The sequence below is a fragment of the Brevundimonas bullata genome (assembly GCF_003350205.1).
Classification (GTDB): Bacteria; Pseudomonadota; Alphaproteobacteria; order Caulobacterales; family Caulobacteraceae; genus Brevundimonas; species Brevundimonas bullata.
In genome coordinates, this window is record NZ_QLLC01000009.1 from 12,621 (window position 1) to 35,764 (window position 23,144).

Annotated in this window: 19 protein-coding genes; 14 read left to right on the forward strand and 5 right to left on the reverse strand. The window is 67.8% G+C overall.

The window, feature by feature from the left end:
- Position 1: 1 nt before the first annotated feature.
- Complete coding sequence (gene purE / locus DXK21_RS05940) at positions 2–493, reverse strand: 5-(carboxyamino)imidazole ribonucleotide mutase (protein ID WP_114816862.1); 492 nt, start codon at positions 491–493, stop codon at positions 2–4.
- Positions 494–621: 128 nt separating this feature from the next.
- Between purE and DXK21_RS05945 the strand changes: the two genes are divergently transcribed.
- On the forward strand, positions 622–1,197 hold the full coding sequence (locus tag DXK21_RS05945; protein WP_281269025.1) for a diguanylate cyclase: 576 nt from the start codon (positions 622–624) through the stop codon (positions 1,195–1,197).
- A 12-nt stretch (positions 1,198–1,209) separates the two neighbouring features.
- On the opposite strand, the gene DXK21_RS05950 is transcribed toward DXK21_RS05945, so the two are convergent.
- From DXK21_RS05950 to DXK21_RS05960, 3 genes are read right to left on the reverse strand one after another with little or no spacing between them, the layout of a single operon-like run.
- Positions 1,210–1,434, reverse strand: coding sequence for a YdcH family protein (locus DXK21_RS05950; RefSeq protein WP_114816863.1), 225 nt, complete (start codon positions 1,432–1,434; stop codon positions 1,210–1,212).
- Between the two features lie 39 nt (positions 1,435–1,473).
- On the reverse strand, positions 1,474–1,941 hold the full coding sequence (locus DXK21_RS05955; RefSeq protein WP_114816864.1) for a TIGR02444 family protein: 468 nt from the start codon (positions 1,939–1,941) through the stop codon (positions 1,474–1,476).
- Positions 1,938–2,558, reverse strand: a complete 621-nt coding sequence (locus tag DXK21_RS05960; protein WP_114816865.1) for a UbiX family flavin prenyltransferase — start codon at positions 2,556–2,558, stop codon at positions 1,938–1,940. Before DXK21_RS05960 ends, DXK21_RS05955 begins: the two co-directional genes overlap by 4 nt.
- Positions 2,559–2,673: 115 nt before the next feature.
- Between DXK21_RS05960 and DXK21_RS05965 the strand changes: the two genes are divergently transcribed.
- The 5 genes from DXK21_RS05965 (at position 2,674) to DXK21_RS05985 (ending at position 9,355) form a co-directional block, all read left to right on the forward strand.
- Positions 2,674–2,847 carry a YdcH family protein gene (locus DXK21_RS05965; protein ID WP_114816866.1) on the forward strand — a complete coding sequence of 58 codons (174 nt, stop codon included), beginning with the start codon at positions 2,674–2,676 and terminating at the stop codon, positions 2,845–2,847.
- 134 nt (positions 2,848–2,981) lie between these two features.
- Positions 2,982–3,593, forward strand: a complete 612-nt coding sequence (locus tag DXK21_RS05970; protein ID WP_114816867.1) for an RNA polymerase sigma factor — start codon at positions 2,982–2,984, stop codon at positions 3,591–3,593.
- The gene (locus DXK21_RS05975) at positions 3,565–4,521 is read left to right on the forward strand and encodes a FecR family protein (protein ID WP_162790586.1); all 957 of its coding nucleotides are present in this window, start codon (positions 3,565–3,567) and stop codon (positions 4,519–4,521) included. The genes DXK21_RS05970 and DXK21_RS05975 overlap by 29 nt, the downstream gene beginning before the upstream one ends.
- 104 nt (positions 4,522–4,625) lie before the next feature.
- A complete protein-coding gene (locus DXK21_RS05980) occupies positions 4,626–7,928 on the forward strand; it encodes a TonB-dependent receptor (protein WP_114816869.1) in 3,303 nt (1,100 codons plus the stop codon).
- A 161-nt stretch (positions 7,929–8,089) separates the two neighbouring features.
- Positions 8,090–9,355 carry a dicarboxylate/amino acid:cation symporter gene (locus DXK21_RS05985; RefSeq protein ID WP_114816870.1) on the forward strand — a complete coding sequence of 422 codons (1,266 nt, stop codon included), beginning with the start codon at positions 8,090–8,092 and terminating at the stop codon, positions 9,353–9,355.
- Between the two features lie 235 nt (positions 9,356–9,590).
- Here the strand turns inward: DXK21_RS05985 and DXK21_RS05990 are convergent, their stop codons facing one another.
- The gene (locus tag DXK21_RS05990; protein WP_114816935.1) at positions 9,591–12,419 is read right to left on the reverse strand and encodes a M14 family metallopeptidase; all 2,829 of its coding nucleotides are present in this window, start codon (positions 12,417–12,419) and stop codon (positions 9,591–9,593) included.
- Positions 12,420–12,956: 537 nt separating this feature from the next.
- Between DXK21_RS05990 and DXK21_RS05995 the strand changes: the two genes are divergently transcribed.
- Genes DXK21_RS05995 through DXK21_RS06030 form a run of 8 tightly spaced genes read left to right on the forward strand, consistent with a single transcriptional unit; the run spans position 12,957 to position 23,121 of the window.
- On the forward strand, positions 12,957–13,043 hold the full coding sequence (locus DXK21_RS05995; protein WP_114816871.1) for a potassium-transporting ATPase subunit F: 87 nt from the start codon (positions 12,957–12,959) through the stop codon (positions 13,041–13,043).
- Positions 13,044–13,059: 16 nt separating this feature from the next.
- Positions 13,060–14,772: a potassium-transporting ATPase subunit KdpA gene (kdpA, locus tag DXK21_RS06000; protein ID WP_114816872.1), complete on the forward strand. Its 1,713-nt coding sequence runs from the start codon at positions 13,060–13,062 to the stop codon at positions 14,770–14,772.
- Positions 14,773–14,784: 12 nt separating this feature from the next.
- Positions 14,785–16,863 carry a potassium-transporting ATPase subunit KdpB gene (gene kdpB, locus DXK21_RS06005; protein ID WP_114816873.1) on the forward strand — a complete coding sequence of 693 codons (2,079 nt, stop codon included), beginning with the start codon at positions 14,785–14,787 and terminating at the stop codon, positions 16,861–16,863.
- Positions 16,864–16,893: 30 nt separating this feature from the next.
- Positions 16,894–17,649 (forward strand): TorF family putative porin, encoded by a 756-nt coding sequence (locus DXK21_RS06010; RefSeq protein ID WP_114816874.1) that lies wholly within the window; start codon positions 16,894–16,896, stop codon positions 17,647–17,649.
- Positions 17,649–18,236: a potassium-transporting ATPase subunit KdpC gene (gene kdpC, locus DXK21_RS06015; RefSeq protein WP_114816875.1), complete on the forward strand. Its 588-nt coding sequence runs from the start codon at positions 17,649–17,651 to the stop codon at positions 18,234–18,236. The genes DXK21_RS06010 and kdpC overlap by 1 nt, the downstream gene beginning before the upstream one ends.
- Positions 18,236–20,905 (forward strand): sensor histidine kinase, encoded by a 2,670-nt coding sequence (locus DXK21_RS06020; protein ID WP_114816876.1) that lies wholly within the window; start codon positions 18,236–18,238, stop codon positions 20,903–20,905. Before kdpC ends, DXK21_RS06020 begins: the two co-directional genes overlap by 1 nt.
- A gap of 10 nt (positions 20,906–20,915) precedes the next feature.
- Positions 20,916–21,605 carry a winged helix-turn-helix domain-containing protein gene (locus tag DXK21_RS06025; protein ID WP_114816877.1) on the forward strand — a complete coding sequence of 230 codons (690 nt, stop codon included), beginning with the start codon at positions 20,916–20,918 and terminating at the stop codon, positions 21,603–21,605.
- Between the two features lie 40 nt (positions 21,606–21,645).
- Entirely contained in the window at positions 21,646–23,121 is a 1,476-nt protein-coding gene (locus tag DXK21_RS06030; RefSeq protein WP_114816878.1) for a cobyric acid synthase, read from the forward strand.
- Positions 23,122–23,144 lie beyond the last annotated feature (23 nt).

The window sequence follows — 23,144 nt, forward strand, 5'->3', positions numbered from 1 at the left end:
GTCAGTCCTCGACGGTTTCGGCGACGGAAGCGGTCTGGGCGGCGCGGAAGGCGCTGAGGCGTTCGGCCAAGGCCGGGTCCGACAGGGCCAGGATCTGCGCGGCCAGGATGCCGGCGTTGGCGGCGCCCGCCTCGCCGATGGCCAGGGTGGCGACCGGCACGCCGCCGGGCATCTGGACGATGGAGAGCAGGCTATCCATGCCCTTCAGCGCCTTGGACTGGACCGGCACGCCGAGCACCGGCAGGTCGGTCATCGAGGCGGCCATGCCCGGCAGATGGGCCGCCCCGCCGGCGCCGGCGATGATGACCTTGTGGCCGTTGGCCTTGGCGTTTGTCGCGAAGTCATAGAGGCGCTGGGGCGTGCGGTGGGCGCTGACGACCTTGGCCTCCCAGGCGACGCCCAGCTGATCCAGGCGTTCGGCGGCCAGCTTCATGGTCGGCCAGTCAGAACGGCTGCCCATGATGATAGCGACAGGTGGCGTCGAGGCGGTCATGCGCGAAGGCTCCCCACACGGAAAGCGGCCCGTTACAGCACGCGCGTTGCGCCCGCAACCAAGGTCGCTAGAATCCCTGACGCTGCGAGGGCTGGAGTCGGCCTTGATTCGCGGCGCCGGAGCCTGACTTGAGCCCATTGGCCGTCCCGACCGCAGAGGTGGATCTGCACGCCGAGATCGAACGGCTTCGCGCCGAGGTCGCGGCCCTGACGGCGCGCGCCGAGATGGCGGAGGCTTTGGCGGACCACGACGTGCTGACGCGGGCTCTGAACCGGCGCGGCTTCATGACGGTGCTGAACCGCAGCATGGCCTTCTGTCGCCGTCACGACGTTCAGGCGGTGCTGCTCTATCTCGATCTGGACGGGTTCAAGGGCGTCAACGATCGGCTCGGCCACGCCGCGGGCGACGCCGCCCTGGTGCGGGTCGCGGACCTGTTGCTGGAGAATGTGCGCGAATCCGACGCGGTCGGGCGGCTGGGCGGCGACGAGTTCGCGCTGCTGCTGCTGCACGCCGGGGTCGAGGAAGGCCGCGACAAGGCGCGACGCCTGGCCGAAACGCTCGAGGCCGACGGCTTCCAGTGGCAGGGAGAGCGCGCGGCCCTGGGCGGCTCGTTCGGCGTGCGTCCCTATGCGGGGCAGACCGATCCCGAGGTCTGGCTGTCCGAAGCCGACGCCGCCATGTGGTTGAGGAAGAAGGGCCGCTGAGCCTATGTCTGCCTAGGCGATGATGTCGGGCAGGATGCGGTCCTCGACTTTCACGATCTCGTCGCGCAGGGCCAGCTTCTTGCGCTTGAGGCGTGCGATCAGCAGTTGATCCTTGGCGGGCATGAGGTTCAGCGCCTCGATCGCGGCGTCGAGATCGGCGTGTTCCTGCTGAAGCGTTTTCAGCTCAGCGCGAAGCCGCTTGTCCTCGACGGACAGGAAGGGTTGGTCATCGTTCATGGTGCGCCCCGGACGTTACTGCTTATAGCCGACCAGCGCTCAGGCGGGAAGGCGATCCGCCAGGATCGTCAGCGCCGGGCGCGGAACGACCCGCGTCCACATCCGCGCGGTTTCCGCCAGACCGTCGATGGCGCGACGCGGTGCGCCGGAGGGCGCGGGGGCCAGGCTTTCCAACTCCAGCATCAGGCGGCGCTCGGCGTCCAGCTCCAGCGTCTTGACCTGTTGGCGCAGGGCTTCGCGGTGGTCGTGGTCAATGTCGGGGACAGGGGCCTTCAGCGTGCGGCGAACGGCGCGAAGCTGGCTGACGATGACGGTGTCATAGGCGCGGGCCGCGTCGCAGGCGGCCTCGATGGTTTCTTCGTCCGGGCGGCGGTCGGTGACGGCGACCCAGGCGGCCCACAGCAGCAGGGGCACGTTCTGTTCGTGGTGGTCCTGCAAGCTCAGGCAGGTCTCGGCCACGCCCGGCGCCTTGTAGGCCGTCAGGGTCCAGGTCCACAGGTCGCTCACGCGCGCGTCGCCCCGGTCTTCAGGCCTTCCCAGCGGCGCACGGCCGACCAGTCCAGACCGAACAGGTCCAGCGCCCGGCCGACCGACTGATCCACCATCTCGGCGATCGAATCGGGCCGGGCGTAGAAGGCGGGCAGGGGCGGGGCGATGGTCGCGCCCATCTCGGCCAGCGCCGTCATGGTGCGGAGGTGGCCCAGGTGCAGCGGCGTCTCGCGCACCATCAGCACCAGCGGGCGGCGTTCCTTCAGCACCACGTCGGCGGCGCGGGTCAGCAGGGTCGAGGTCACGCCGGTGGCGATCTCGCTCATGGTCCGAACAGAACAGGGGGCGACGATCATGCCGAGCGTGCGGAACGAGCCCGAGGCGATGGCTGCGCCGACATCGCCCAGTTTGTAGGTCACGTCCGCCTTCGACATCAGGTCGTCTGGGCTCAGATCCGTCTCTTGCGACAAGGTGAGCAGGGCGGCCTTGGTGACGACCAGATGGCTCTCGACGCCCAGTTCGCGCAGGGCGTCCAGCACCCGCGCGCCATAGACGACGCCGGAAGCGCCAGAGATTCCAACGACCAACCGCGACGGTTTCGGGTTCCGTATGGTCGAGTTCACATCATCGGCCATTTTGACTTCCACAGTCTCCGTGTTCGGAACGACGGAGGGTCACTGCAATGTGATTCCACAGGCCGCCGTTCCGGGCGTTCTGTGTAGTGGTCCCTTAGACATGGAGGCGCAAGCCATGACCATTGAGGCTCGTATTCGCGAACTGGGAAATCGGCATCGTTCGCTGGATGAGACGATCCAGCAGGAGGCGCGCAGACCCACCGCGGACCCGATCCAGATCAGGGAGCTCAAGCAGCGAAAGCTCAGGCTGAAGGAAGAGATCACTAGTCTGGAGGCCAGGACTCACTAGGCCTCCCCCATTCAATAACGCCAAGCCCCGCAGGTCCGCCTGCGGGGCTTTTTGCTGCCTGGCTCTGGCGAGCGGGCTTCGGGTCGCTTTGAAGGGCGGGTGGAAAATAGAAGTTGAATCCCACAGCCCCCCTCATGCAGAAGCGGGGCATGGGGGTTTCTAACGAACGGGCGCTGTGGCTTGCCACGCATGTGATGCCGCACGAGCCGGCGGTGCGCGGCTGGCTGCGCCGTGGGCGCCAGGCCGAGTTCGACGTCGACGACATCATCCAGGAAGCCTACGCCAAGCTGGTGACGGTCGCCGACGTGTCGGAGATCCGCAACGTCCGGGCCTATTTCTTCCGCACGGCCTATTCGGTTCTGGTCAGCCGGGTGCGCCGCAAGAGCGTGGTGTCGATCCGCTCCCTGGCCGAGGTCGAGAGCCTGCAACTGGCGGTCGATGAACTGACGCCGGAAGACACGGTGATGGCCCGCAACGAGCTTCAGGTCCTGGCCGAGATGATTTCTCGGCTGCCGGAAAAAACGCGAAAGATATTCCTTTTGAGCCGCGTTTCGGGGCTTTCGCAGAAGGAAGTTTCGCGTCGGACCGGGATTGCGGAAAGCACGGTCGAAAAACACATCGCCAAGGGGCTGGGCCTGTTGATGGCCGCCTACGCCAATGGCGGATTTGGCGCGGTGGTCGCGTCTAAGTCTGAGAAACAACAACGCGGTAAGGTTCATGGTCAGGCAGACAAGCCAGGAGGTTGAGCGGGCCTCTTGCCTCTGGGCGGCCAGACTTGACGACGGACCCCTGTCCCCGGCGGATCAGGCGACGCTGGACGCCTGGCTGGAGGGCGACGTGCGGCGTCTTGGCGCCTTTGCGCGGGCGCGAGCCGTGGCGGTGCACAGTCGCCGGGCGGCGGCCCTGGCGGGCGGGGCCATTCCCTTCACGCGCCCGGCGCCCAAGTCGGTGCTGAGCCGCCGCGGTCTGATCGCGGCCTCGGTCTCGGTGATTGCGGTCGGCGGGGCAGGGGGGCTAGCCGCCTTCTGGAAGCGGGCTCAGCCGTTTGAAACCCGCATGGGCGAGACCCGCGTCGTGCCGCTCGACGACGGCTCGGTCATGACGCTGAACACCCTGTCCGAGGGCGACGTCCGCTATAACCGCAAGGCGCGCGAGATCGTGCTGAACACGGGCGAGGCCCTGTTCAACGTGGTCGCCGACGCGGGTCGCCCCTTTATTGTGCGTTCGGGCGAGGCGGCGGTGATCGCCAATGGCGCCAGCTTCCTGGTGCGGCGGCTGGGCCGGTCGCCCTTGCAGGTGGTGTCCTTCGGCGGCGAGGTCGAGCTGAACGGTCCGCACGGCGAGGGGCTGGAACTGGCCGCCAATACCCGCGCCTTCCTGTCCGACGGCGCGCCGCCGGTGCACACCGGCGAGATTGACGCTGATCGGGAGCTGGCCTGGCGCCATGGCCGAATCCAGCTGGAAGACGAGACCCTGATGCGCGCCGCGCGGGAGTTCGCGCGCTATAATCCCACCCGCATCGTGCCCGCCGATCCCCTGGTGGCGAGCCTGCGGATCACCGGCCTGTTCGTGGCCAACGACCCCGTCAGCTTCGCCCGCGCGGCGGCCGGGAGCCTGGACCTGGACGTGGCCGTGAACGCCGAGGAAATCCGCCTTAGCCGCCGTCAGGTCTAAATTCCGACCACGAATTGCTTTTTTTGGAGGATTCGGGCGCGCCCCGCGTCTTGGAGGAGATCCGTCGCACGGCGGACGTCCAAAAAAGTACAAGGGTCGGGGTTATGAAAGCGTCTTGGAAGCAGGGCCTGGCGGGCAGCGCCGCAGGGTTGGCGCTGTTGTTTGCGGCAAATGGCGGTATGGCCCAGGATCGGACGTTCGACGTCCCGGCCCAACCGATCAGCCAGGCCATCACGGAGCTGGCGCGTCAGGCCGGCGTTCAGATTTCGGCGCCGACGGCGCATCTGGCGGGCGTTCGCACCCGCGCCGTCACCGGCGTCATGGATGTCGAGGCGGCGGTGAACCTGCTGATCCAGGGCACGGACCTGGAGATCGTCAGCCACGAGGGATCGACCTTCGTCCTGCGTCAGCGCCCAAAGATGGAAGAGGCGGCCCAGGTCGACGAAGTCGTGGTGGTGGGCAGCCGTATTAAGGGCACGCGCATCAACGAAGCCCTGCCGGTGACGGTGATCGGCGCCCAGGACATCGACGCCATCGGCGCCGTGGACGGCGACGACCTGTACCGCGCCATTTCGCAGGCGGGCGACGTCAACTTCAACGACGCCGATACCGACAACGGCGGCATCAACAGCGCGCGCGGCGACGTGGCCTCAATCGACCTGCGGGCTCTGGGCACCGGCAATACCCTGGCGCTGCTGAACGGCCGCCGCCTGGTGGCCCACCCCGGCACCCAGATCGAAAACTATGTGCCGGTCACGACCGTCAACACCAACTCGATCCCGGTCATGGGCGTTCAGCGGGTTGAAGTGCTGGCTGACGGCGCCGCCGCCCTGTTCGGCACGGACGCGGTCGCGGGCGTGGTCAACACGGTCCTGCGCGGCAACTTCAAGGGCTTCACCGTCCAGTCGGGCATGGGCCGCGACGAAGGCGGGATGGAGGAGTATTCCTTCAACTTCCAGGCGGGTCGGGACTTTAACGACGGTCGCACCAACATCTCGGTGATGGGCGACTATCTGACCCGCGACGCCCTGTTCATCTGGGAGCGCGACTACGCCACCGTCGAGGGCCGCATCAACCGCTTCGGCGACCGGGCCACGAGTCTGGACTACGTCTCCTACAGCTCGGTCACGGCCTGGGCTGAAGGCTTCCGCCTTGATCCCGGCACCTATGCCCCAGGCAAGGCGACGACGACGGTCAACGGCCAGAAGTTGACGGCGGCCGCCGGCTCTTTCCACATCCAGCCGGGCACGAACCTGGGCTGCGTGGCGGCGGGCTTCGTGGCCGGCACCTGTTTCGATGACGCGACGCTGTCGTTGACGACGGCGACGGGCAACGAAGATCAGAACCTGCGCTACGACCTCGACACCATGCGGACGATCAGCTCCGCAGTCGATCGCGCCAACCTGTTCACCTTCATCAACCACCAGTTCGACAACGGCATCGAGGCCTTTGGCGAGATCGGCTATTATCAGGCCAGCACCTGGTCGCAGCGTCAGCAGGACACGCCGCTGGACTTCCAGCGCGTGCTGATGTCGCCGACCGCCTACTGGAATCCTCTGGGTGCCGAGGGCGTCACCGCGCGTCTGCCGGGTCTGATCGTGGCCGGCGCCGGCTCCGTGCCGCTGTCGGGCGCAGGGGTCGAGATCAAGGACTATCGCTTCGCTGACCTGGGCTATCGCGCCGTCGACGTTGAAAACGTCACGACCCGCTTTGTCGGCGGCCTGCGCGGCCAGTTCCGCGGCTTCGACTGGGAAAGCGCGCTGCTCTACTCCAAGGCGCGGACCGAAGACGAAATGGACGGCGTCAGCATGACCGGCCTGCAAGCCGCCATCAACAAGACGACGCCCGACGCCTACAACCCCTTCGTCGGCGGCGACCTGAACAATCCGCGCAACGCCGTCTTCGGCGTGAACAATCAGGCCACCATCGACAGCTTCCTGGTCCGGGTCGGCCGCACGGCGGAAACCGAGCTGATGCAGTGGGACTTCCACGTCTCGCGCCCCGACATCTACACGCTTCCGGGCGGCGACGTGGGCTTGGCCGCCGGCATCGAGGCGCGTCGCGAGAGCTTCACCGAAGACCGCGACGACCGTCTGGACGGCACCATCACCTTCACCGATCTGGCCGGCGCCGTCAGCCAGTCGGACATCATGGGCGTGACCTACACCCCCGACAGCTCGGGCGCGCGCAACGTCTATTCGGCCTTCGCCGAACTGGCGATCCCGGTCGTCTCGCCCGAGATGAACATCCCCTTCGTCAAGTCGATCGACATGCAGGTCGCCGGGCGTCTGGAGGACTACTCCCTGTTCGGTCTGGTCGGGGCGCCCAAGGTGGCCTTGGCCTATCGTCCGAATGACTGGCTGATGTTCCGCACCGCCTGGTCCAAGGGCTTCCGCGCGCCGAACCTGACGCAACTGCATCAGCCGGACTTCCAGCGCTCGAACTCGCGCCGCGACTACGCCGCCTGCGCTGTCCAGAAGGCGATCGGGGTGCCGGGCGACAACGAGTACTGCTCGTCGGAATCGCGGATCGAGAACCGCGCCGGCAACCCGGACCTGAAGCCCGAGCGTTCGGAAAACCTCAGCGCCGGTATCGTGTTCGAGCCCAAGCTGTGGTCCAGCGACTATGGCGTGCTGACGTTCGCGGTGGACTACTGGAAGATCAACCAGACCGATCTGGTCGGCATCTTCGGCGCCACCAACCAGCTGATCATGGACTATTACCTGCGCGAGATCGGCAGCTTCAACGAGAATGTGGTGCGCGCGGCGCCCGACGCCCAGCAGATCGCCGACGGTCTGGCCGCCGGTCTGGCTCCGGTCGGGACCATCCTGTCGATCAAGGACGATTACCTGAACCTGCAGCCGCGCGAGTCCGAAGGCGTGGACTACCGGATGCACTACAGCCTGCGCGACACGCCGGTCGGTTCCTTCACCTGGACGGTCAACGTCAGCCAGTGGCTGAAGCTGTATCAGGAGGCCAATGAGAACCACCAGATGCTGCTGGACGGCCTCAAGGACGGCGTCATCTCGGGCGTCACCGTCTCGGGCGTCGAGGAACTGGTTCGCCGCAACGGCCGCCCCCAGTGGAAGGCCTCGTCGAGCCTGACCTGGGACAATGGTCCGTGGAGCACGGGCCTCTATTCCAGCTACGTCAGCGACTACTACGACACCTCGGCTTACCTGGCTGGCACAGAGGACTACTGGGTCGTCGAGGACTGGCTGACCCACAACCTCTACGTCCAGTACGAGTTCGAGAGCGGTCGCATGCAAGGCACGCGTCTTCGCGTCGGCGCCCGCAACATCACCAACGAAGATCCGCCGCTGGCCAACGAACGGTACGGCTATGACGGCAGCGTCCACTCGAACCGTGGTCGCTGGTGGTATGCGACGATCCGGAAGGAATTCTGATCTAGTCGCGAGGGTCGATTGGCTTTAGCTAAGATCTGAACGAGGCGGGGCAGCGGACATTCGATCGTCTGCTGCCCCGCTTTTGTATGAACGGATGAGGCTCATACGGTCGGGGGGAAATGTTCCGGCGGGGTGAGTCGAGTACAGTTGGAACGTTGAATATGAACCGAATATTCGCCTATCTCATCATCGGCGCCATGATCCTGGGCGTGCTGGTCGGTTGGGGCGTCAACCAGTACCTCAGCGCCGATCAGGCGGCGGCGGCGGCGACGAATCTGTCGCTGATCACCGACGTCTTCCTGCGCCTGATCAAGATGATCATCGCGCCGCTGGTGTTTACGACCCTGGTGGCGGGCATCGCCCACATGGAAGACGCCGCCTCGGTCGGGCGCATCGGCGTCAAGACCATGACCTGGTTCATCGGCGCCTCGGTGGTGTCGCTGCTGCTGGGCCTGGTGATGGTGCAGCTGTTGCAACCTGGCGCGGGCATGGACCTGCCGCAGGCGGCGCTGGCGACGGCTCCGGCCGCTTCGACCGACGCCTTCTCGCTGCACGGCTTCGTGACGCACCTGGTGCCGACGTCGATCTTTGACGCCATGGCCAAGAACGAGATCCTGCAGATCGTGGTCTTCTCCCTGTTCGTCGGCACGGCGGTCGCCGCCCTGGACGACAAGGCGCCGGCGGTGCTGAACCTGGTCGAACAGGCCGCCAGCATCATGCTGAAGGTCACTGAGTTTGTGATGAAGCTGGCCCCGCTGGCCATCTTTGCAGCCTTGGCCTCGACCATCGCCACGCAGGGGCTGGAGATGCTGGCCGTCTACGCCAAGTTCGTGCTGGGCTTCTATGGCTCCATGGGCCTGCTGTGGGGCCTGCTGTTCCTGGCGGCCGCTGCGGTTCTGGGCCGTCGCGTCATTCCGCTGTTCAAGGTGATCCGCACCCCGGCCCTGCTGGCCTTCTCGACCGCCAGCTCGGAAGCCGCCTATCCGCGCATCCTGGACGCCCTGCCCACCGTCGGCGTGCGTCGCCGCATCGTCAGCTTCGTCCTGCCGCTGGGCTATTCGTTCAACCTCGACGGCTCGATGCTCTACTGCACCTTCGCCACCATGTTCATCATGCAGGCGCACGGGGTTCACCTGAGCGTCTCGCAGCAGATCTTCATGCTGCTGCTGCTGATGGTGACGTCCAAGGGCATCGCCGGCATTCCGCGCGCCTCGCTGGTGGTCATCATGGCGACCCTGACCTACTTCGGTCTGCCGGAAGCCTGGATCGCCATCGTGTTGGGCGTCGATCACCTGCTCGACATGGGCCGCTCGGCCACCAACGTGGTCGGCAACTCGGTGGCCGCCGCCGTGGTCGCCAAGTGGGAAGGCGAACTGGACGACATCCCTGAGGGCGAGCCGGACGCGCCCCAGGTCGCGACCGCCTAGGTTACTCAGGCGCTGAAAAGGAAACGGCCGCCCCAGCGATGGGGCGGCCGTTTTGCTATGCGGCGGTGATTAGCTTCCTTGCCGTCATTCCGGGGCGCGAAGCGAACCCGGAACCCAGGCGACTGAACCTGACGCGTCGCTTGTCTGATGAAGCGCCTGGGCCCCGGATCGGCCCTACGGTCCGTCCGGGGTGACGGCGGATAGGGCGGCCCGGTCAGGGCCGCCGCCGCAACCTCTATTCCTCCGCGCTGATGGCCGGCCCGTAGAAGAGGGCGTTGAACAGCAGGCGGACCGAGGACCGGGCCTGGGCGCGGTTGACCACGTCGGGGCCGAGCACGATGACGCGGCCTTCGCCGTGCGGTAGGTCCAGAACAGCGTCCGAACCGGCCAGCTTCTGCTTGCCGATGGCCCAGCCGCTGGCGACTGCGACCTGCTCAGGATAGCGGACGATGGAGCCGGTTTCGCCGGTGTGGCGGAAGCCCGAGTTGCGGTTGAAGAAGACGTTCATCTGGGCCGGGGCGCCGAAGGCCAGCGGCTGACGATTGTCGACCTCGGTCTTCAGCACGGCGCCGGGGATGAAGAAGTCGGTCGAGGTCGGAGCCTTGCCGTCCGAACCCAGCAGCACGTCCTGAACCGGCGCGCCCATGGCCGTGGCCAGGCGGTGGGCCGAGCCGATGGTGACGACGCTGCCGCCGCCGCGCACGAAGGCGTCGAGTTGCGGCACGGTCTTGTCGGCGGTGATGTGGCCTAGCCAGCTGCGGTACTCGGCCGGGATGGACTCGGGCTCCGGCTGACCGCGCTGGGCCGCCGCCGACAGGTCCGCCGGGATCATGTCCGAGGCGAAGACCAGGACGTCGAAGTCTCTGGACAGATCGCCCGCGTCCAGACGCTGCGGATAGACCACCTCGAACGGATATTCGAACTGCTCCAGCATCCAGCGGGTCCAGCCCGAGGCCATGGAGCCGCCGTAGCGGTCGACCAGGCCGACGCGCACCGGCTTCAGCGCGATCTTGTCGCCGCCGGGGGCGCGAGCGGCGGCATGGGCGTTCAGGCCCAGGTCGCGCACGGCGGCCTCGACGATGGGACGCGCCGCATCGCTGGCCGGAATCCACAGGGCGCCGGGGGCGAGGGTCTGACGGCCCGCGCGGGTCTCGCCTTCCTGCCAGAAGACCGGCACGCCGGCCTTCAGCAGACGGTTGGACAGGATGTAGCCGTTGACCGGGGCGTGATCGATCAGCCAGCCGGCGCGGCCCGAGCCTTCGATCTTGCCAGGCGGCGGGGCCATGACGTCGGCGACGCGCTCGGTCGGGGCCTCGAAGCCGTCGAGGATGCGGTCGAACTTCACGCCCATCTGCAACGCCAGGGTATAGCCGGTGGCGTCATAGGGCAGGGCGGGCGGACCGCCCGGATACTGCAGGTCGTGTGGGTGGTCCTGCGGCTCGAACATGTCCAGCACGTGCGGACGATAGGCCTGGGCCGTCTTCACCACATAGGAGCCGGCGGGATAGGTCGTGTTGCCGATGGTGAAGGCGCGCGTGGCGCGGTCCACGTCCACGCCCGTCTTGATCAGGCTGTTGAGGAAGGCGACGGCGTTGGGCAGATCGGCCTGATCCGCAGGGATGACATAGCCGCGCGGATCGCGACGCGCCGGATCACGCAGCACCTGCTCATAGAGGGCCGGATCGACGCCGCGACGACCGGCGACGGCGCCCTGTTCCTGAGCCGCCTCGACCAGAGCTTCAACGCCGGTCGGCGTGATGCGCCAGGTGTCGGTATTGCCCTTGTCGATGGCGTTCTGGCCCATGCGCCAGATGTTGAACAGCAGCCGGTCCTTGTTGCGCGAGGCGTAGTTCAGCACGGCGCGGTTGATCGACTGCGAGTACTCGATCGACTGGGCGAAATGCCAGGTCTGGGGCGCGACCGGCATGGGCAGGTCGTTGCGGGCCAGCTGGTTCTGCGGGATCAGGCTGATCTGGCTCGGCGTCGGGTGGCCGGTGATCTCGGTCAGCAGGCCGACCGCATTGTGGAAGTAGGTGATGGAGCGCTCCATCCCGTTGTTCCAGGTCGAGTAGCTGGCGCCGCTGCGCATGGTCGAGCCGGGCTTGCCCTCTTCGATCAGGCGGCTGTGCATGGCCGCGCCGACTTCCGACAGGGTGCCCATGACCAGGGGGTCGTAGTTGTAGTTAAACGGGTCGCGGAAGGGCGGCATGAAGACCACCGTCCCGGCGGGCGCCGTCTGGTGGTGGTTGTAGATGATCTGCGGGAACCACTCGCGGAAGAACTGGCGGTTGACGTTGGTCGTCTCGGCCATGGCCGACAGGTAGTAGTCGCGGTTGTTATCGTGGCCGACGTACTTCTGGTACAGGACCGGGATCGAGGCGAACTCGCGCTTCAGCGGGTCCGCGTTGCGCATGTACCAGTTGGAGACCAGCTCCATTCCGTCCGGGTTCAGCGGCGCGAACAGGATGATGGTGTCATTCAGAACGCGCAGGGCCTCGGCGTCCTCGGCGGTCAGCCATTCATGCACGGCGGCGATCAGGGCCTGGGGCGGGACGGTCTCGGTCGAGTGCAGACCGCCGTCGATCCACACCACGGCCTTGCCCTCGGCGGACATGGCGCGGGCCTGTTCCTCGTTGACACCCTCGGCTTTGGCCAGACGACGCGCGATCTCCTGATAGCGGTCCAGGTTGGCCAGGTTCTGCGGCGTCGATACGATGGCGATATACTGGGTGCGGCCCTCGGACGACTTGCCGATCTCGACCAGCTTCATGCGGTCCGACTGGCTGGCCAGGGTCTTCAGATAGGCTTCCCACTGGGTGTAGTTGACCAGGTGGTAGTCAGCGCCGACCGCGTGCCCGAAGGCCTCCTGCGGCGAGGTGATGCGTGAAGCCGTGGCGGGCGCCGCAACGGCGGCGGGCGCTTCAGTCAGGACGGCCTCATAGGCCAGGGCGCTGGCGCCGTTGAGAGCGAAGGCCGCGAAGCCGACCGTCCAGGCCAGGGTTCTGATGGGGCGTCGACGCGATACTGGGCTCCGCCGGTCGGCGGAAGTGGACGGTCTGATCATGGCGTTCCTGTCAAAAGCAGCAGCGGGGGCGCTCATCACATGACGTTGCCGCAGCGCTGATTCCTCCACGATGCCGACACGCCCGGAGATGTCCATGGCCGTTCAGGCTGGAGGGCTGACGTCGTTACGCCTGCTGACGCGGACCGATGGCGCCGGAGATGGCCGAGAACAGTTTGTCGCGTCTGACGCAGCTGGAGGCGATTCTCTCGGGCGGCGAGCCTGAGAAGGACGCTCTGGAAAGCGGCCCCGCGCGACCCGGTCAGGGCCTGAAACAGCGGAGATCGACGCCTGGCTCGACGGGGCAGGTTGACGAGTGGCCATAGATAACGCCCTGAACCGTCGCGGCGGCCTGATCTTTATGCGCGCCTTATGCGGCGCAGGGCTTTCCGCATGGCCCGCTTAGGCCTCCTGGGCGTCTCTTCCGGCTCTCACTGAGCTGGAGACTTTCGGCATGGCCGATGTGATCTTTCTGGCGATTGGCGGCGGGGCCTTCCTGGCCTTCGCCGCCCTCGCTGTTGCGTTGAAGAGGTTGTGACGATGGTGCTGAACGTCCTGTGGGGCGCCGGCGCCCTCGTCATCGCCGCCTATATGGTCGCGGCCTTGCTGCGCCCCGAGCGGTTCTGAGCGGAGCCGACTCAAGATGAACATTCAAGGTTGGGCGGAAATCGCCCTGACCCTCGGCCTCGCCGTCATGCTCGGCTGGCCGATCGGGATCTATATGTCGCGCGTCTGGAACGGCGAACGCACCTGGCTGGACCCGGTGCTCAAGCCGGTCGAGGGCCTGTTTTATCGCGCCGCCGGGGTGGACCCGACGCGCAGCCAAGGCTGGCTGGGCTATGCTGGCGCCCTGCTGGCCTTCAACCTGACGGGTTTTGTCCTGCTGTACGCCATTCTGCGTCTGCAAGGCGTCTTGCCGATGAACCCGCAGGGGTTTGACGGCGTCAGCCCGCATCTGGCCTTCAACACCGCGGTCAGCTTCGTCACCAATACCAACTGGCAGAGCTATGGCGGCGAAACGACGCTGTCGACCTTCACCCAGATGGTCGGCCTGACGGTGCAGAACTTCGTCTCGGCGGCCACCGGCGCGACGATCGCGGCGGCCCTCGCCCGCGCCTTCATCGCCAATCGCGGCGAGGGCGTCGGCAACTTCTGGGCCGACCTGACGCGCACCAGCCTCTATGTCCTGCTCCCCATCGCCTTCATCGTGGCCGTGGTTCTGGCCGGGCTGGGCGTGGTGCAGTCGCTGGCGGCCTCGGCCCAGGCGACGACGCTGGAAGGCGGATCGCAGACGATCAGCCTGTTCCCGACCGCCAGCCAGCTGGCCATCAAGCAGCTGGGCATCAACGGCGGCGGCGTGTTCAACGTCAACTCGGCCCACCCGCTGGAGAACCCGACGCCGCTGACGACGCTGATCACGGCGATCAGCATCAACGTCCTGGGCTGGGCGGCCTTCTTCGCCTTTGGCCGCAGCGTCCTGGCCAAGAAGGACGTGCGCGCCCTGGTGATCGCAGCGATCCTGCTGCTGGGCGCCGCCGGCTCGGCGCTCTACGTCATCGAAAGCCAGCCGGCGCCGGCTCTGGTCGCCGCAGGGGTCGAGACCTCGGTCGGCAATATGGAGGGCAAGGAGGTCCGCTTCGGCGTCCCGGCCTCCGTGGCCTGGGCGGCCCAGACGACCGGCGCCTCGAACGGCTCGGTCAACTCCATGCACGCCAGCTACATGCCGCTGGGCGGGGCTGTGACCATGTTCCTGATGCAGCTGGGCGAGATCCTGCCCGGCGGGATCGGTTCGGGCATCGCCGTCATGGTGCTGATGGCCATGCTGGCGGTCTTCGTGGCGGGCCTGATGGTCGGTCGCACGCCTGAATACCTGGGCAAGAAGATCGAGGCGCGCGAGATTCAGTTCGCCATGCTGTCGGTTCTGGTCGTGCCGCTGTCGGTGCTGGGCTTCTCGGCCGTGGCTGCGGTCCTGCCCGAAGCCCTGGCCGGTCTGCTGAACAAGGGGCCGCACGGCCTGTCCGAGGTCCTCTATGCCTATACCTCGGCGACCGGGAACAACGGTTCGGCCTTTGCGGGTCTGACCGCCAACGCCCCCTGGTGGAACACCACCCTGGGTCTGGCCATGCTGCTGGGCCGGTTCGTGCCCGCCATCGCGGTTCTGGCCGTCGCCGGCGCCCTGGTCGCCAAGCCCAAGCTGGCTCCCTCGACCGGGACCCTGCCGACCCATGGCCCGCTGTTCATCGGCCTGTTGATCGGGGTGATCCTGATCCTCGGCGGCCTGCAGTTCTTCCCCGCCCTCTCGCTGGGTCCGATCGTGGAGCATTTCGACATGCTTCAGGTCGTGGCCCGGTTCTGATCGGATAATCTTATGACCCAAGTCACGCTCGATCCGTCGAGCTCCCCATCCCTCCAAAGAGGGGCGTCACCCATTGCGGGCGGCCTGTCCGGGGCCATGCTCGGCCGGGCGCTCGGCGACGCCGTCGTCAAGCTGAACCCGACGAAACTGCTCAACAACCCGGTGATCTTCGCCACCTGGATCGTCGCCCTGCTGGCGACCGCTTCGGCGGTCGTGGCGGTGGCCAGCGGCCTGGCGGCGGGCTTCGCCATCCAGCTGGCGCTGTGGCTGTGGGCCACGGTCCTGTTCGCCAACGTCGCCGAAAGCATCGCCGAAGGGCGCGGCAAGGCGGCGGCGGACTCCTTGAGGGCCACCCGCGTCACCACCAAGGCCAAGCTGATCGTCGATCCGAAGACCGGCACGGTGGTCCCGACCCCGGCGGGGGAGCTGGAGATCGGCTCCATCGTCCTGGTCGAGGCCGGCGACGTCATCCCGTCGGACGGCGAGATCATCGAAGGCGTCGCCTCGGTCAACGAGGCCGCCATCACCGGCGAAAGCGCCCCCGTCATCCGCGAAAGCGGCGGCGACCGCTCTGCCGTCACCGGCGGCACCACGGTCGTCTCGGACTGGATCAAGGTGCGCATCACCTCGGCCCCCGGCGCCGCCTTCCTCGACCGCATGATCGCCATGGTCGAGGGCGCGGACCGTCGCAAGACGCCGAACGAACTGGCGCTTTCGGTGCTGCTGGCCGGGCTGACCCTGGTCTTCCTGATCGCGGTGGCCAGCCTGCTGGGTCTCGGCGCCTATTCCGGGATCAAGCTGGACCCCATCGTCCTGGGCGCCCTTTTCATCACCCTGATCCCGACGACGATCGGGGGACTGCTGTCCGCGGTCGGCATCGCCGGCATGGACAGGTTGCTGAAGGTGAACGTGCTGGCGACCTCGGGCCGTGCGGTGGAGGCGGCAGGCGACGTCGACACCCTGCTGCTCGACAAGACCGGCACCATCACCTTCGGCAACCGCATGGCCACTGAGGTCATCACCGTGCCGGGCGTGCGTCCCGACGCAGCGATGCGGGCGGCGGTCATGGCTTCGCTGGCGGACGAGACGCCGGAGGGCCGCTCGATCGTCGAGCTGGGCCGCAACGCCGGCGTGATGGGCGACCTGCCTGTCGGGGCCAAGACCATCCCGTTCAGCGCCGTGACCCGCCAGTCGGGTCTGGAAGCGGACGGCCAGTCGTGGCGCAAGGGCGCGGTCGACGCCGTGCTGAAATCCCTGGGCATGGCCGAAAACGCCGCACCCGCCGAGTTCCGCGCCGCCGTGGACCGCATCGCCCGCTCGGGCGGCACGCCTCTGGCCGTGACCGAGAACGACGTCCTGGTCGGGGTCATTCACCTGAAGGACGTGGTCAAGCCGGGCGTGAAGGCGCGCTTCGCCGACCTGCGCCGCATGGGTCTGCGCACCGTCATGATCACCGGCGACAACCCGGTGACGGCGGCGGCTATCGCGTCCGAGGCCGGGGTCGACGACTTCCTGGCCGAGGCGACGCCCGAGGACAAGATGCGCCTGATCAAGGCCGAACAGGCCAAGGGACGCATGGTCGCCATGTGCGGCGACGGGGCCAATGACGCCCCGGCTCTGGCTCAGGCTGACGTCGGCGTGGCCATGCAGACCGGGGCCCAGGCCGCCCGTGAGGCCGGCAACATGGTCGACCTCGACAGCGACCCGACCAAGGTCATCGAGATCGTCGAGGTCGGCAAGCAACTGCTGATCACGCGCGGAGCCCTGACCACCTTCTCCATCGCCAACGACGTGGCCAAGTATTTCGCCATTATCCCGGCGATGTTCGTAGTCGGCCTGCCGTCGCTGGCGGCGCTGAACGTGATGAAGCTGTCCAGCCCGGAGAGCGCCATCCTGTCGGCGGTCATCTTCAACGCCCTGGTCATCATCGCCCTGATCCCGCTGGCGCTGCGCGGAGTGAAGTACCGCGCTGTGGGGGCGGGCAAGCTGCTGGGCCGCAACCTGCTGATCTACGGCCTGGGCGGTCTGATCGCGCCCTTCGTCGGCATCAAGCTCATCGACATCGTCATCTCCGCTCTCGGCCTGGCCTGAAGCCCGCCCTGAGACGTCAAGGAAACTCTCATGCGTAAACGTAACTCTTCGAAGGTCTCGGGCGCCAACGACGCCCTGTTCGGCGGCGCCTGCCTGGTGGCCATCATCGCTCTGGGGCTGTGCAGCACCCCGGCAAAGGCCCAGGACGCGGCCCCGCAAAAGACTGGCCCTGAGGTCGCCTTCAACGCCGCCGTCGGCTCCGACTATGTCTTCCGAGGTGTCAGCCAGACCGAAGGCGATCCGGCGATTTCAGCCGGGGTCGATGTGACCCAGGGGCTGTTCTACGCCGGCGCTTGGGCCGGTAACGTCTCCTTCGCCGGGGACGCCGACACCGACGCCGAGATCGACCTCTACGCCGGCGTCCGGCCCGAGTTCGGCGGCTTCAACTGGGACTTCGGCGTGGTCAGCTATTTCTACGCCGGTCAGCCGGACGGGGCCGACTATGACTATGTCGAGCTGAAGGCCGCAACCTCGCGCGCGGTCGGCCCGGCCACCCTGGGGGCGGCGATCTACTACTCGCCGGACTTCTTCGGCGCGTCCGAGGACGAGGCGACCTATGCCGAGATCAACGGCGCGATCAGCCCGGCCGACAAGTGGACCATCTCGGCGGCAGTCGGGCGCCAGTGGGTGTCGTCTGACTTTGACTACACCACCTGGAACCTGGGCGCGGCCTATCAGCTGACCGACCATCTTGCGCTGGACGTCCGCTATTTCGACACCGACGAACACGACTTCGGCGCCGCCTATGACGGTCGCGTCGCAGCCAGCGTGAAGGCGACCTTCTGATGCTGAACCACATCCGTCCGGCGGTCGTGATGATCGCCCTGTTCACCGGCGTTCTGGGCGTCGCCTATCCGTTCGCGGTGACGGGCGTGGCCCAGACGGTCTTCTCGGAGCAAGCCGACGGCAGCCTGGTCCGAGACAAGGCCGGCAAGGTCGTGGGCTCGGCCCTGGTCGGCCAGACCTTTGCGGAGCCGGTCTATCTGCATCCGCGTCCTTCGGCGGCGGGCGACGGCTATGACGCCTCGTCGTCGTCCGGCGCCAACCTGGGCCCGCTGAACCCGGACCTGATCGCCCGGGTCAAGACGGACGCCGATGCCTTGCGCGCCGAAATGGGCGCGGCGGTTATCCCCGCCGACGCCGTGACGGCCTCGGCTTCGGGCCTCGACCCGCATATCTCTCCGGCCTACGCTAGGCTTCAGGCCGCCCGCATCGCCCAGGCGCGGGGCGTGGCCGTGCAAGAGGTGAGCAAGGTGATCGAACAGCATGTCGAAGGCCGAACATTCGGCGTGCTGGGCCAGCCGCGCGTCAATGTGCTGCTGACCAATATGGCGCTGGACGCGCGCTTCGCCCGTCCCGCCGCGGAGGGCTGATGGCGCCGTCCATCCTCCCGACGGACAAGACCCCGGCCGCCCCGCGAAAGCGTGGGCGGCTGAAGGTTTTTCTGGGCATGTCGCCTGGCGTCGGCAAGACCTATGAGATGCTGCGCGCCGCGCGCCGCCGCAAAGCCGAGGGCGATGATGTCGTCGTCGGCGTGGTCGAGACCCACGGCCGCAAGGAGACCATGAGCCTGCTGCGCGGGCTGGAGGTCATGGCCCGCAGCCCCATCGCCTATCGCGACCGGACCCTGCTGGAGTTCGACCTAGACGGCGCCGTGGCGCGCCGCCCCGGCCTGTTGCTGGTCGACGAATACGCCCACTCCAACGCCCCCGGCTCGCGTCATCCCAAGCGGTGGCAGGACGTGGAGGAGATCCTGGACGCCGGGATCGACGTCTGGACCACGCTGAACGTCCAGCACCTGGAAAGCCTGTCGGACGTTGTGCTGCGGATCACCGGCGTCAGGCAACGTGAAAGCGTGCCGGACAGCGCCCTGTCGCGCGCCGATGACATCGAACTGGTGGACATCACCCCGGAGGAGCTGCGCAAGCGGCTGGCCGAGGGCAAGGTCTATGTGCCGGAGACGGCGCGGCTGGCCTCGGACAACTTCTTCAAGGTCGAGAATCTGACGGCCCTGCGCGAGCTGGCCCTGCGCCGCGCGGCCCAGACGGTGGACGATCAGCTGGTGGCGCGACTGCGCGAGCAGGGGGTGCCGGGGCCGTGGGCGGCGGGCGAGAGGATTCTGGTCCTGATCGCCGGCGACGCCATGGCCGCGCCCCTGGTCCGCGCCGGTCGACGGCTGTCCGACATGATGATGGACGCGCCCTGGACCGTGACCCACGTCGACCGGCCCTCGGGCGCGCGGCACGGCGTGGGCTCGGCGGGCAAGCTGTCGGACGCGCTGAAGCTGGCGGAACAGCTTGGCGGGCGGACGGTGGTCCTCAGCGGCGACGACGTGGTGCGCGCCGTCATGGATCACGCCCATCAGAACAACGTCACCCAGATCGTTCTGGCCAAGGGGCGCGACAGCCGCCTGTCCGAATGGCTGGGGCGGTCGCTGGCGGCGGAACTGCTGCGCCAGGCCCGCGGCGTCGCGGTTCACGTCATCACCGACGGGGTCGATCTGGAGGAGAAGACGCTGCGGGAGCCGCGTCTGCGTCTGACCGGCGGCTGGCGCGGCTATGCGGTCGGCGCCGCCTGCGTCGTGGCGGCGACAGGCTTGGCCCTTTTGCTGGACCGCACGTTCGAGCGTGTCGATCTGGGCGTCATCTACCTGTCAGCGGTGCTGGCGGCGGGGGTGCTTTACGGCCTGAAACCGGCCCTGGCGGCGGCGACGGTCGCCTTCCTGACCTACAACTTCCTGTTTCTTCAGCCGAAATATAGTTTCGCCATCGGTTCGCCGACCGATTTCCTGACCCTGATCGTCTTCTGGGCCGTGGCCCTGACGACAGGTTTCCTGGCCGGACGGGTGCGAGAGCAGGCGAAGACGGCGCAGCGCCGGGCCTCTGCCGTGTCGGCCCTGCTGGCCGCCAGCCAGCGCCTGACCGGCGTCGGCGACCGGACCACCGCCGCGCGCATCCTGGCCGAGCAGACGGCGGCGGCGGCGGGGGCGGGGGCCGTGGTGCTTCTGCCCGTCAACGACGAACTGACCCTGGTCGCCGGCGCGCCGACCAAGACCCCGCTGGACGCCGAGGCCATGGCCGCCGCGCGCTGGGCCTGGGAGAAGGGCGAACCGGCGGGGCACGGCACCGGCACCCTGCCGCAGGCGCGCTGGACCTTCCGTCCGCTGCAAGGCGTGCGAGACCGCGCGGGTGTGGCGGGGATCGAGGCGGCGGCCCTGTCGCCCGGTTCGGACGAGGAGAAACTGGCTCTGGCCCTGCTGGATCAGGGCGCGGTCGCGGTCGAGCGCGCCGACCTGGCCGGTCAGGCGGTCGAGACCGAGACCCTGCGCCGCACCGACCGTTTCCGGGGCGCGCTGATGAACTCGGTCAGCCATGACCTGAGGACACCCCTGTCCACGGTCCTGGGCGCCTCGACCACGCTGATTGATCTCGGCGACAAGCTGAAGCCCGAGGTCCGCGCCGACCTGCTGCTGTCGATCCGCGAGGAGGCCGAGCGGCTCAGCCGCTATGTCGGCGACCTGCTGGACATGACCCGGCTGGAGGGCGGCGGGCTGAACATCCGCGCCGACTGGGTCGACGTGCGCGACGTGCTGAACGCGGCGGGCAAGCGGGTGGCGCGACGTCTAGGCGCGCGCAAGATGACCCGCGACTTCCCGGCTCAGCTCAGCCTGGTCATGGTCGATCAGGGGCTGCTGGAACAGGCCCTGGTCAATATTCTGGAAAACGCCATCGTCTACAGCCCCGACGGCTCGACGGTCGAGCTGGCCGCCTATGAGGACCGGGGCGCGGTGGTCATCTCGATCGAGGACGAGGGCAAGGGCATCCCGACCGCCGAACTGGAACGTGTCTTCGACAAGTTCCGTCGCATGGAAGAGCCGTCGGACCGCACCAAGGGGGCCGGCCTGGGTCTGGCCATCGCCAAGGGTTTCGTCGAGGCCATGAACGGCCGCATCGCCGCCGCCAGCCCGATTATGGACGGAAAAGGAACCCGTATTCTGATCAGCCTGCCCAAGGCCGTCGTCACCCACCCGAGCCTGCTCTAAGGTCTGCCGCATGGCCGCCGTTCGTCCCCAGATTCTCGTCATAGACGACGAGCCCCAGATCCATCGCTTCCTGTCGCCGGCGCTGGACGCCGCCGGCTATGAGCCGCGCCGCGCCGACAGCGGGCAAGAGGGCCTACGCGGCATCGCCCTGTGGAGCCCCGACGCCGTGGTGCTGGACCTCGGCCTGCCCGACATGGACGGCAAGGACGTGCTGGCCCGCGCCCGCGAGTTCTATGCCGGGCCGATCATCATCCTGTCGGCGCGCGACAAGGAGGCCGAAAAGATCGCGGCCCTGGATCTGGGGGCCAACGACTATGTCGAAAAGCCCTTCGGCGTCGGCGAACTCCTGGCCCGCGTGCGCGCCAACCTGCGCCAGGCCGCGCCGCGCGCCGAGGCGACGGGGCCTCTGACGGTGGGGGAGGTGGTCATCGATCTGGAACGCCGCCTGATCACGCGTGCGGGCGAGGCCGTGCGGGTCACGCCCAAGGAATATGACGTCCTGGCCCATCTGGCGCGCAATGCGGGCAAGGTCGTGGGCCACCGCGACCTGCTGACCGCCGTCTGGGGAAAGGCCCACGCCGACGACACCCAGTACCTGCGCGTGGTCATCGGACAACTGCGTCAGAAGCTGGAGGCGGACCCGGCCCAGCCTCGCCTGATCGCCACCGAGCCGGGCGTCGGATACCGGCTGACAGCCTGATCCGGGCTTGTTTCATGCGCCAAGTCGCAGAGGAGGCCGTATGGCGGCGTTGATGATTCAGGGCTGCGGCTCGGACGTGGGCAAGTCGGTGCTGGTCGCGGGCCTGTGCCGGGTCTTCGCCAATCGCGGCCTGACGGTGCGGCCCTTCAAGCCGCAGAACATGTCCAACAACGCCGCCGTCACTGCCCCCGACGCCGAAGGGCGGTCAGGAGAGATCGGTCGCGCCCAGGCCTTGCAGGCCGTGGCCTGCCGCACGCCGCCGACGGTGGACATGAACCCGGTCCTGCTGAAGCCCCAGAGCGATACGGGCGCCCAACTGGTCGTGCGCGGGCGGGTCGAGGGCGTCTGGCAGGCGGCGGGCTATCAGGCGCGCAAGGCGGCCCTGCTGGACGTGGTGCTGGACAGCTTCCGGCGTCTTCAGGCCGAAGCCGACCTGGTGATCGTCGAGGGGGCTGGCAGCCCGGCGGAGACCAATCTGCGCGCCGGCGACATCGCCAACATGGGCTTTGCGCGCGCCGCGAACGTGCCGGTGGCCCTGGTCGGCGACATTGATCGGGGGCATGTCATCGCCGCGCTGGTCGGGGCCCACGCGGTGCTGGACCTGGAAGATCGGGCCATGATCAAGGGCTTTCTGATCAACAAGTTCCGGGGTGATCCTGCCCTGTTCAACGAGGGGCGGGCCGAGATCGTGCGCCGCACCGGCTGGGCCGATCTGGGCATGGCGCCCTGGCTGGCCGATGCGCGGGCCCTGCCGGCCGAGGATGCGGTGGTGCTGGATCGGGCGTCACAGGGCAGGGCGGGGCGGAGGGTGCGCATCGCCGTGCCCATGCTGTCACGCATCGCCAATTTCGACGACTTCGATCCGCTCAGGCACGAGCCCGGCGTGGACTTCGGCTTCGTGCCGCCGGGGCAGGCCCTGCCGGGCGATGCGGACCTGATCATCCTGCCGGGGACCAAGGCGACGCTGTCTGACCTGGCCTTCCTGCGAGCGCAGGGCTGGGATGTGGACATCCACGCCCACGTGCGGCGCGGCGGCCGGGTGCTGGGAATCTGCGGGGGCTATCAGATGCTGGGCCGCCGCATCAGCGACCCCGACGGCGCCGAGGGGGCACCGGGATCGGCGCCGGGCCTGGGGCTGCTGGAGGTCGATACGGTGCTGGCGGGCGACAAGGTGCTGCGGCGCGTCGAAGGAGAGCTGGCGGCGTCGGCGGCGGCGGTCGAGGGCTATGAAATCCACATCGGCGTGACCGAGGGGCCGGACACGGCGCGGCCTTTCGCCCGGATCGACGGACGGCCTCACGGCGCGGTGTCTGGGGACGGGCGCATCAGCGGCGCCTATGTCCACGGTCTGTTCGATCAGGCCGAGGCGCGATTAGCCCTGCTGGCGGAGCTCGGCGCGGTCAGCGACGGGGGCGATCAGACGGCGCGCGTCGATCAGGCTCTGGACCGGATCGCGACGGTTCTGGAAACGCACTTCGACATCAAGGCTATGGAGCGCATCGCAGGCCTGACTTGAGCGCCCGGCGGTTTCATCCGGCG

Bases quoted from the DNA above. Each gene is read 5' to 3' on its own strand.
- purE (WP_114816862.1), bottom strand. From the start codon at position 493: ATGACCGCCTCGACGCCACCTGTCGCTATCATCATGGGCAGCCGTTCT.
- DXK21_RS05950 (WP_114816863.1), bottom strand. From the start codon at position 1,434: ATGAACGATGACCAACCCTTCCTGTCCGTCGAGGACAAGCGGCTTCGC.
- DXK21_RS05960 (WP_114816865.1), bottom strand. From the start codon at position 2,558: ATGGCCGATGATGTGAACTCGACCATACGGAACCCGAAACCGTCGCGG.
- DXK21_RS05965 (WP_114816866.1), top strand. From the start codon at position 2,674: ATGACCATTGAGGCTCGTATTCGCGAACTGGGAAATCGGCATCGTTCG.
- DXK21_RS05970 (WP_114816867.1), top strand. From the start codon at position 2,982: ATGCAGAAGCGGGGCATGGGGGTTTCTAACGAACGGGCGCTGTGGCTT.
- DXK21_RS05975 (WP_162790586.1), top strand. From the start codon at position 3,565: ATGGTCAGGCAGACAAGCCAGGAGGTTGAGCGGGCCTCTTGCCTCTGG.
- DXK21_RS05980 (WP_114816869.1), top strand. From the start codon at position 4,626: ATGAAAGCGTCTTGGAAGCAGGGCCTGGCGGGCAGCGCCGCAGGGTTG.
- DXK21_RS05985 (WP_114816870.1), top strand. From the start codon at position 8,090: ATGAACCGAATATTCGCCTATCTCATCATCGGCGCCATGATCCTGGGC.
- DXK21_RS05990 (WP_114816935.1), bottom strand. From the start codon at position 12,419: ATGATCAGACCGTCCACTTCCGCCGACCGGCGGAGCCCAGTATCGCGT.
- DXK21_RS05995 (WP_114816871.1), top strand. From the start codon at position 12,957: ATGGTGCTGAACGTCCTGTGGGGCGCCGGCGCCCTCGTCATCGCCGCC.
- kdpA (WP_114816872.1), top strand. From the start codon at position 13,060: ATGAACATTCAAGGTTGGGCGGAAATCGCCCTGACCCTCGGCCTCGCC.
- kdpB (WP_114816873.1), top strand. From the start codon at position 14,785: ATGACCCAAGTCACGCTCGATCCGTCGAGCTCCCCATCCCTCCAAAGA.
- DXK21_RS06010 (WP_114816874.1), top strand. From the start codon at position 16,894: ATGCGTAAACGTAACTCTTCGAAGGTCTCGGGCGCCAACGACGCCCTG.
- kdpC (WP_114816875.1), top strand. From the start codon at position 17,649: ATGCTGAACCACATCCGTCCGGCGGTCGTGATGATCGCCCTGTTCACC.
- DXK21_RS06020 (WP_114816876.1), top strand. From the start codon at position 18,236: ATGGCGCCGTCCATCCTCCCGACGGACAAGACCCCGGCCGCCCCGCGA.
- DXK21_RS06025 (WP_114816877.1), top strand. From the start codon at position 20,916: ATGGCCGCCGTTCGTCCCCAGATTCTCGTCATAGACGACGAGCCCCAG.
- DXK21_RS06030 (WP_114816878.1), top strand. From the start codon at position 21,646: ATGGCGGCGTTGATGATTCAGGGCTGCGGCTCGGACGTGGGCAAGTCG.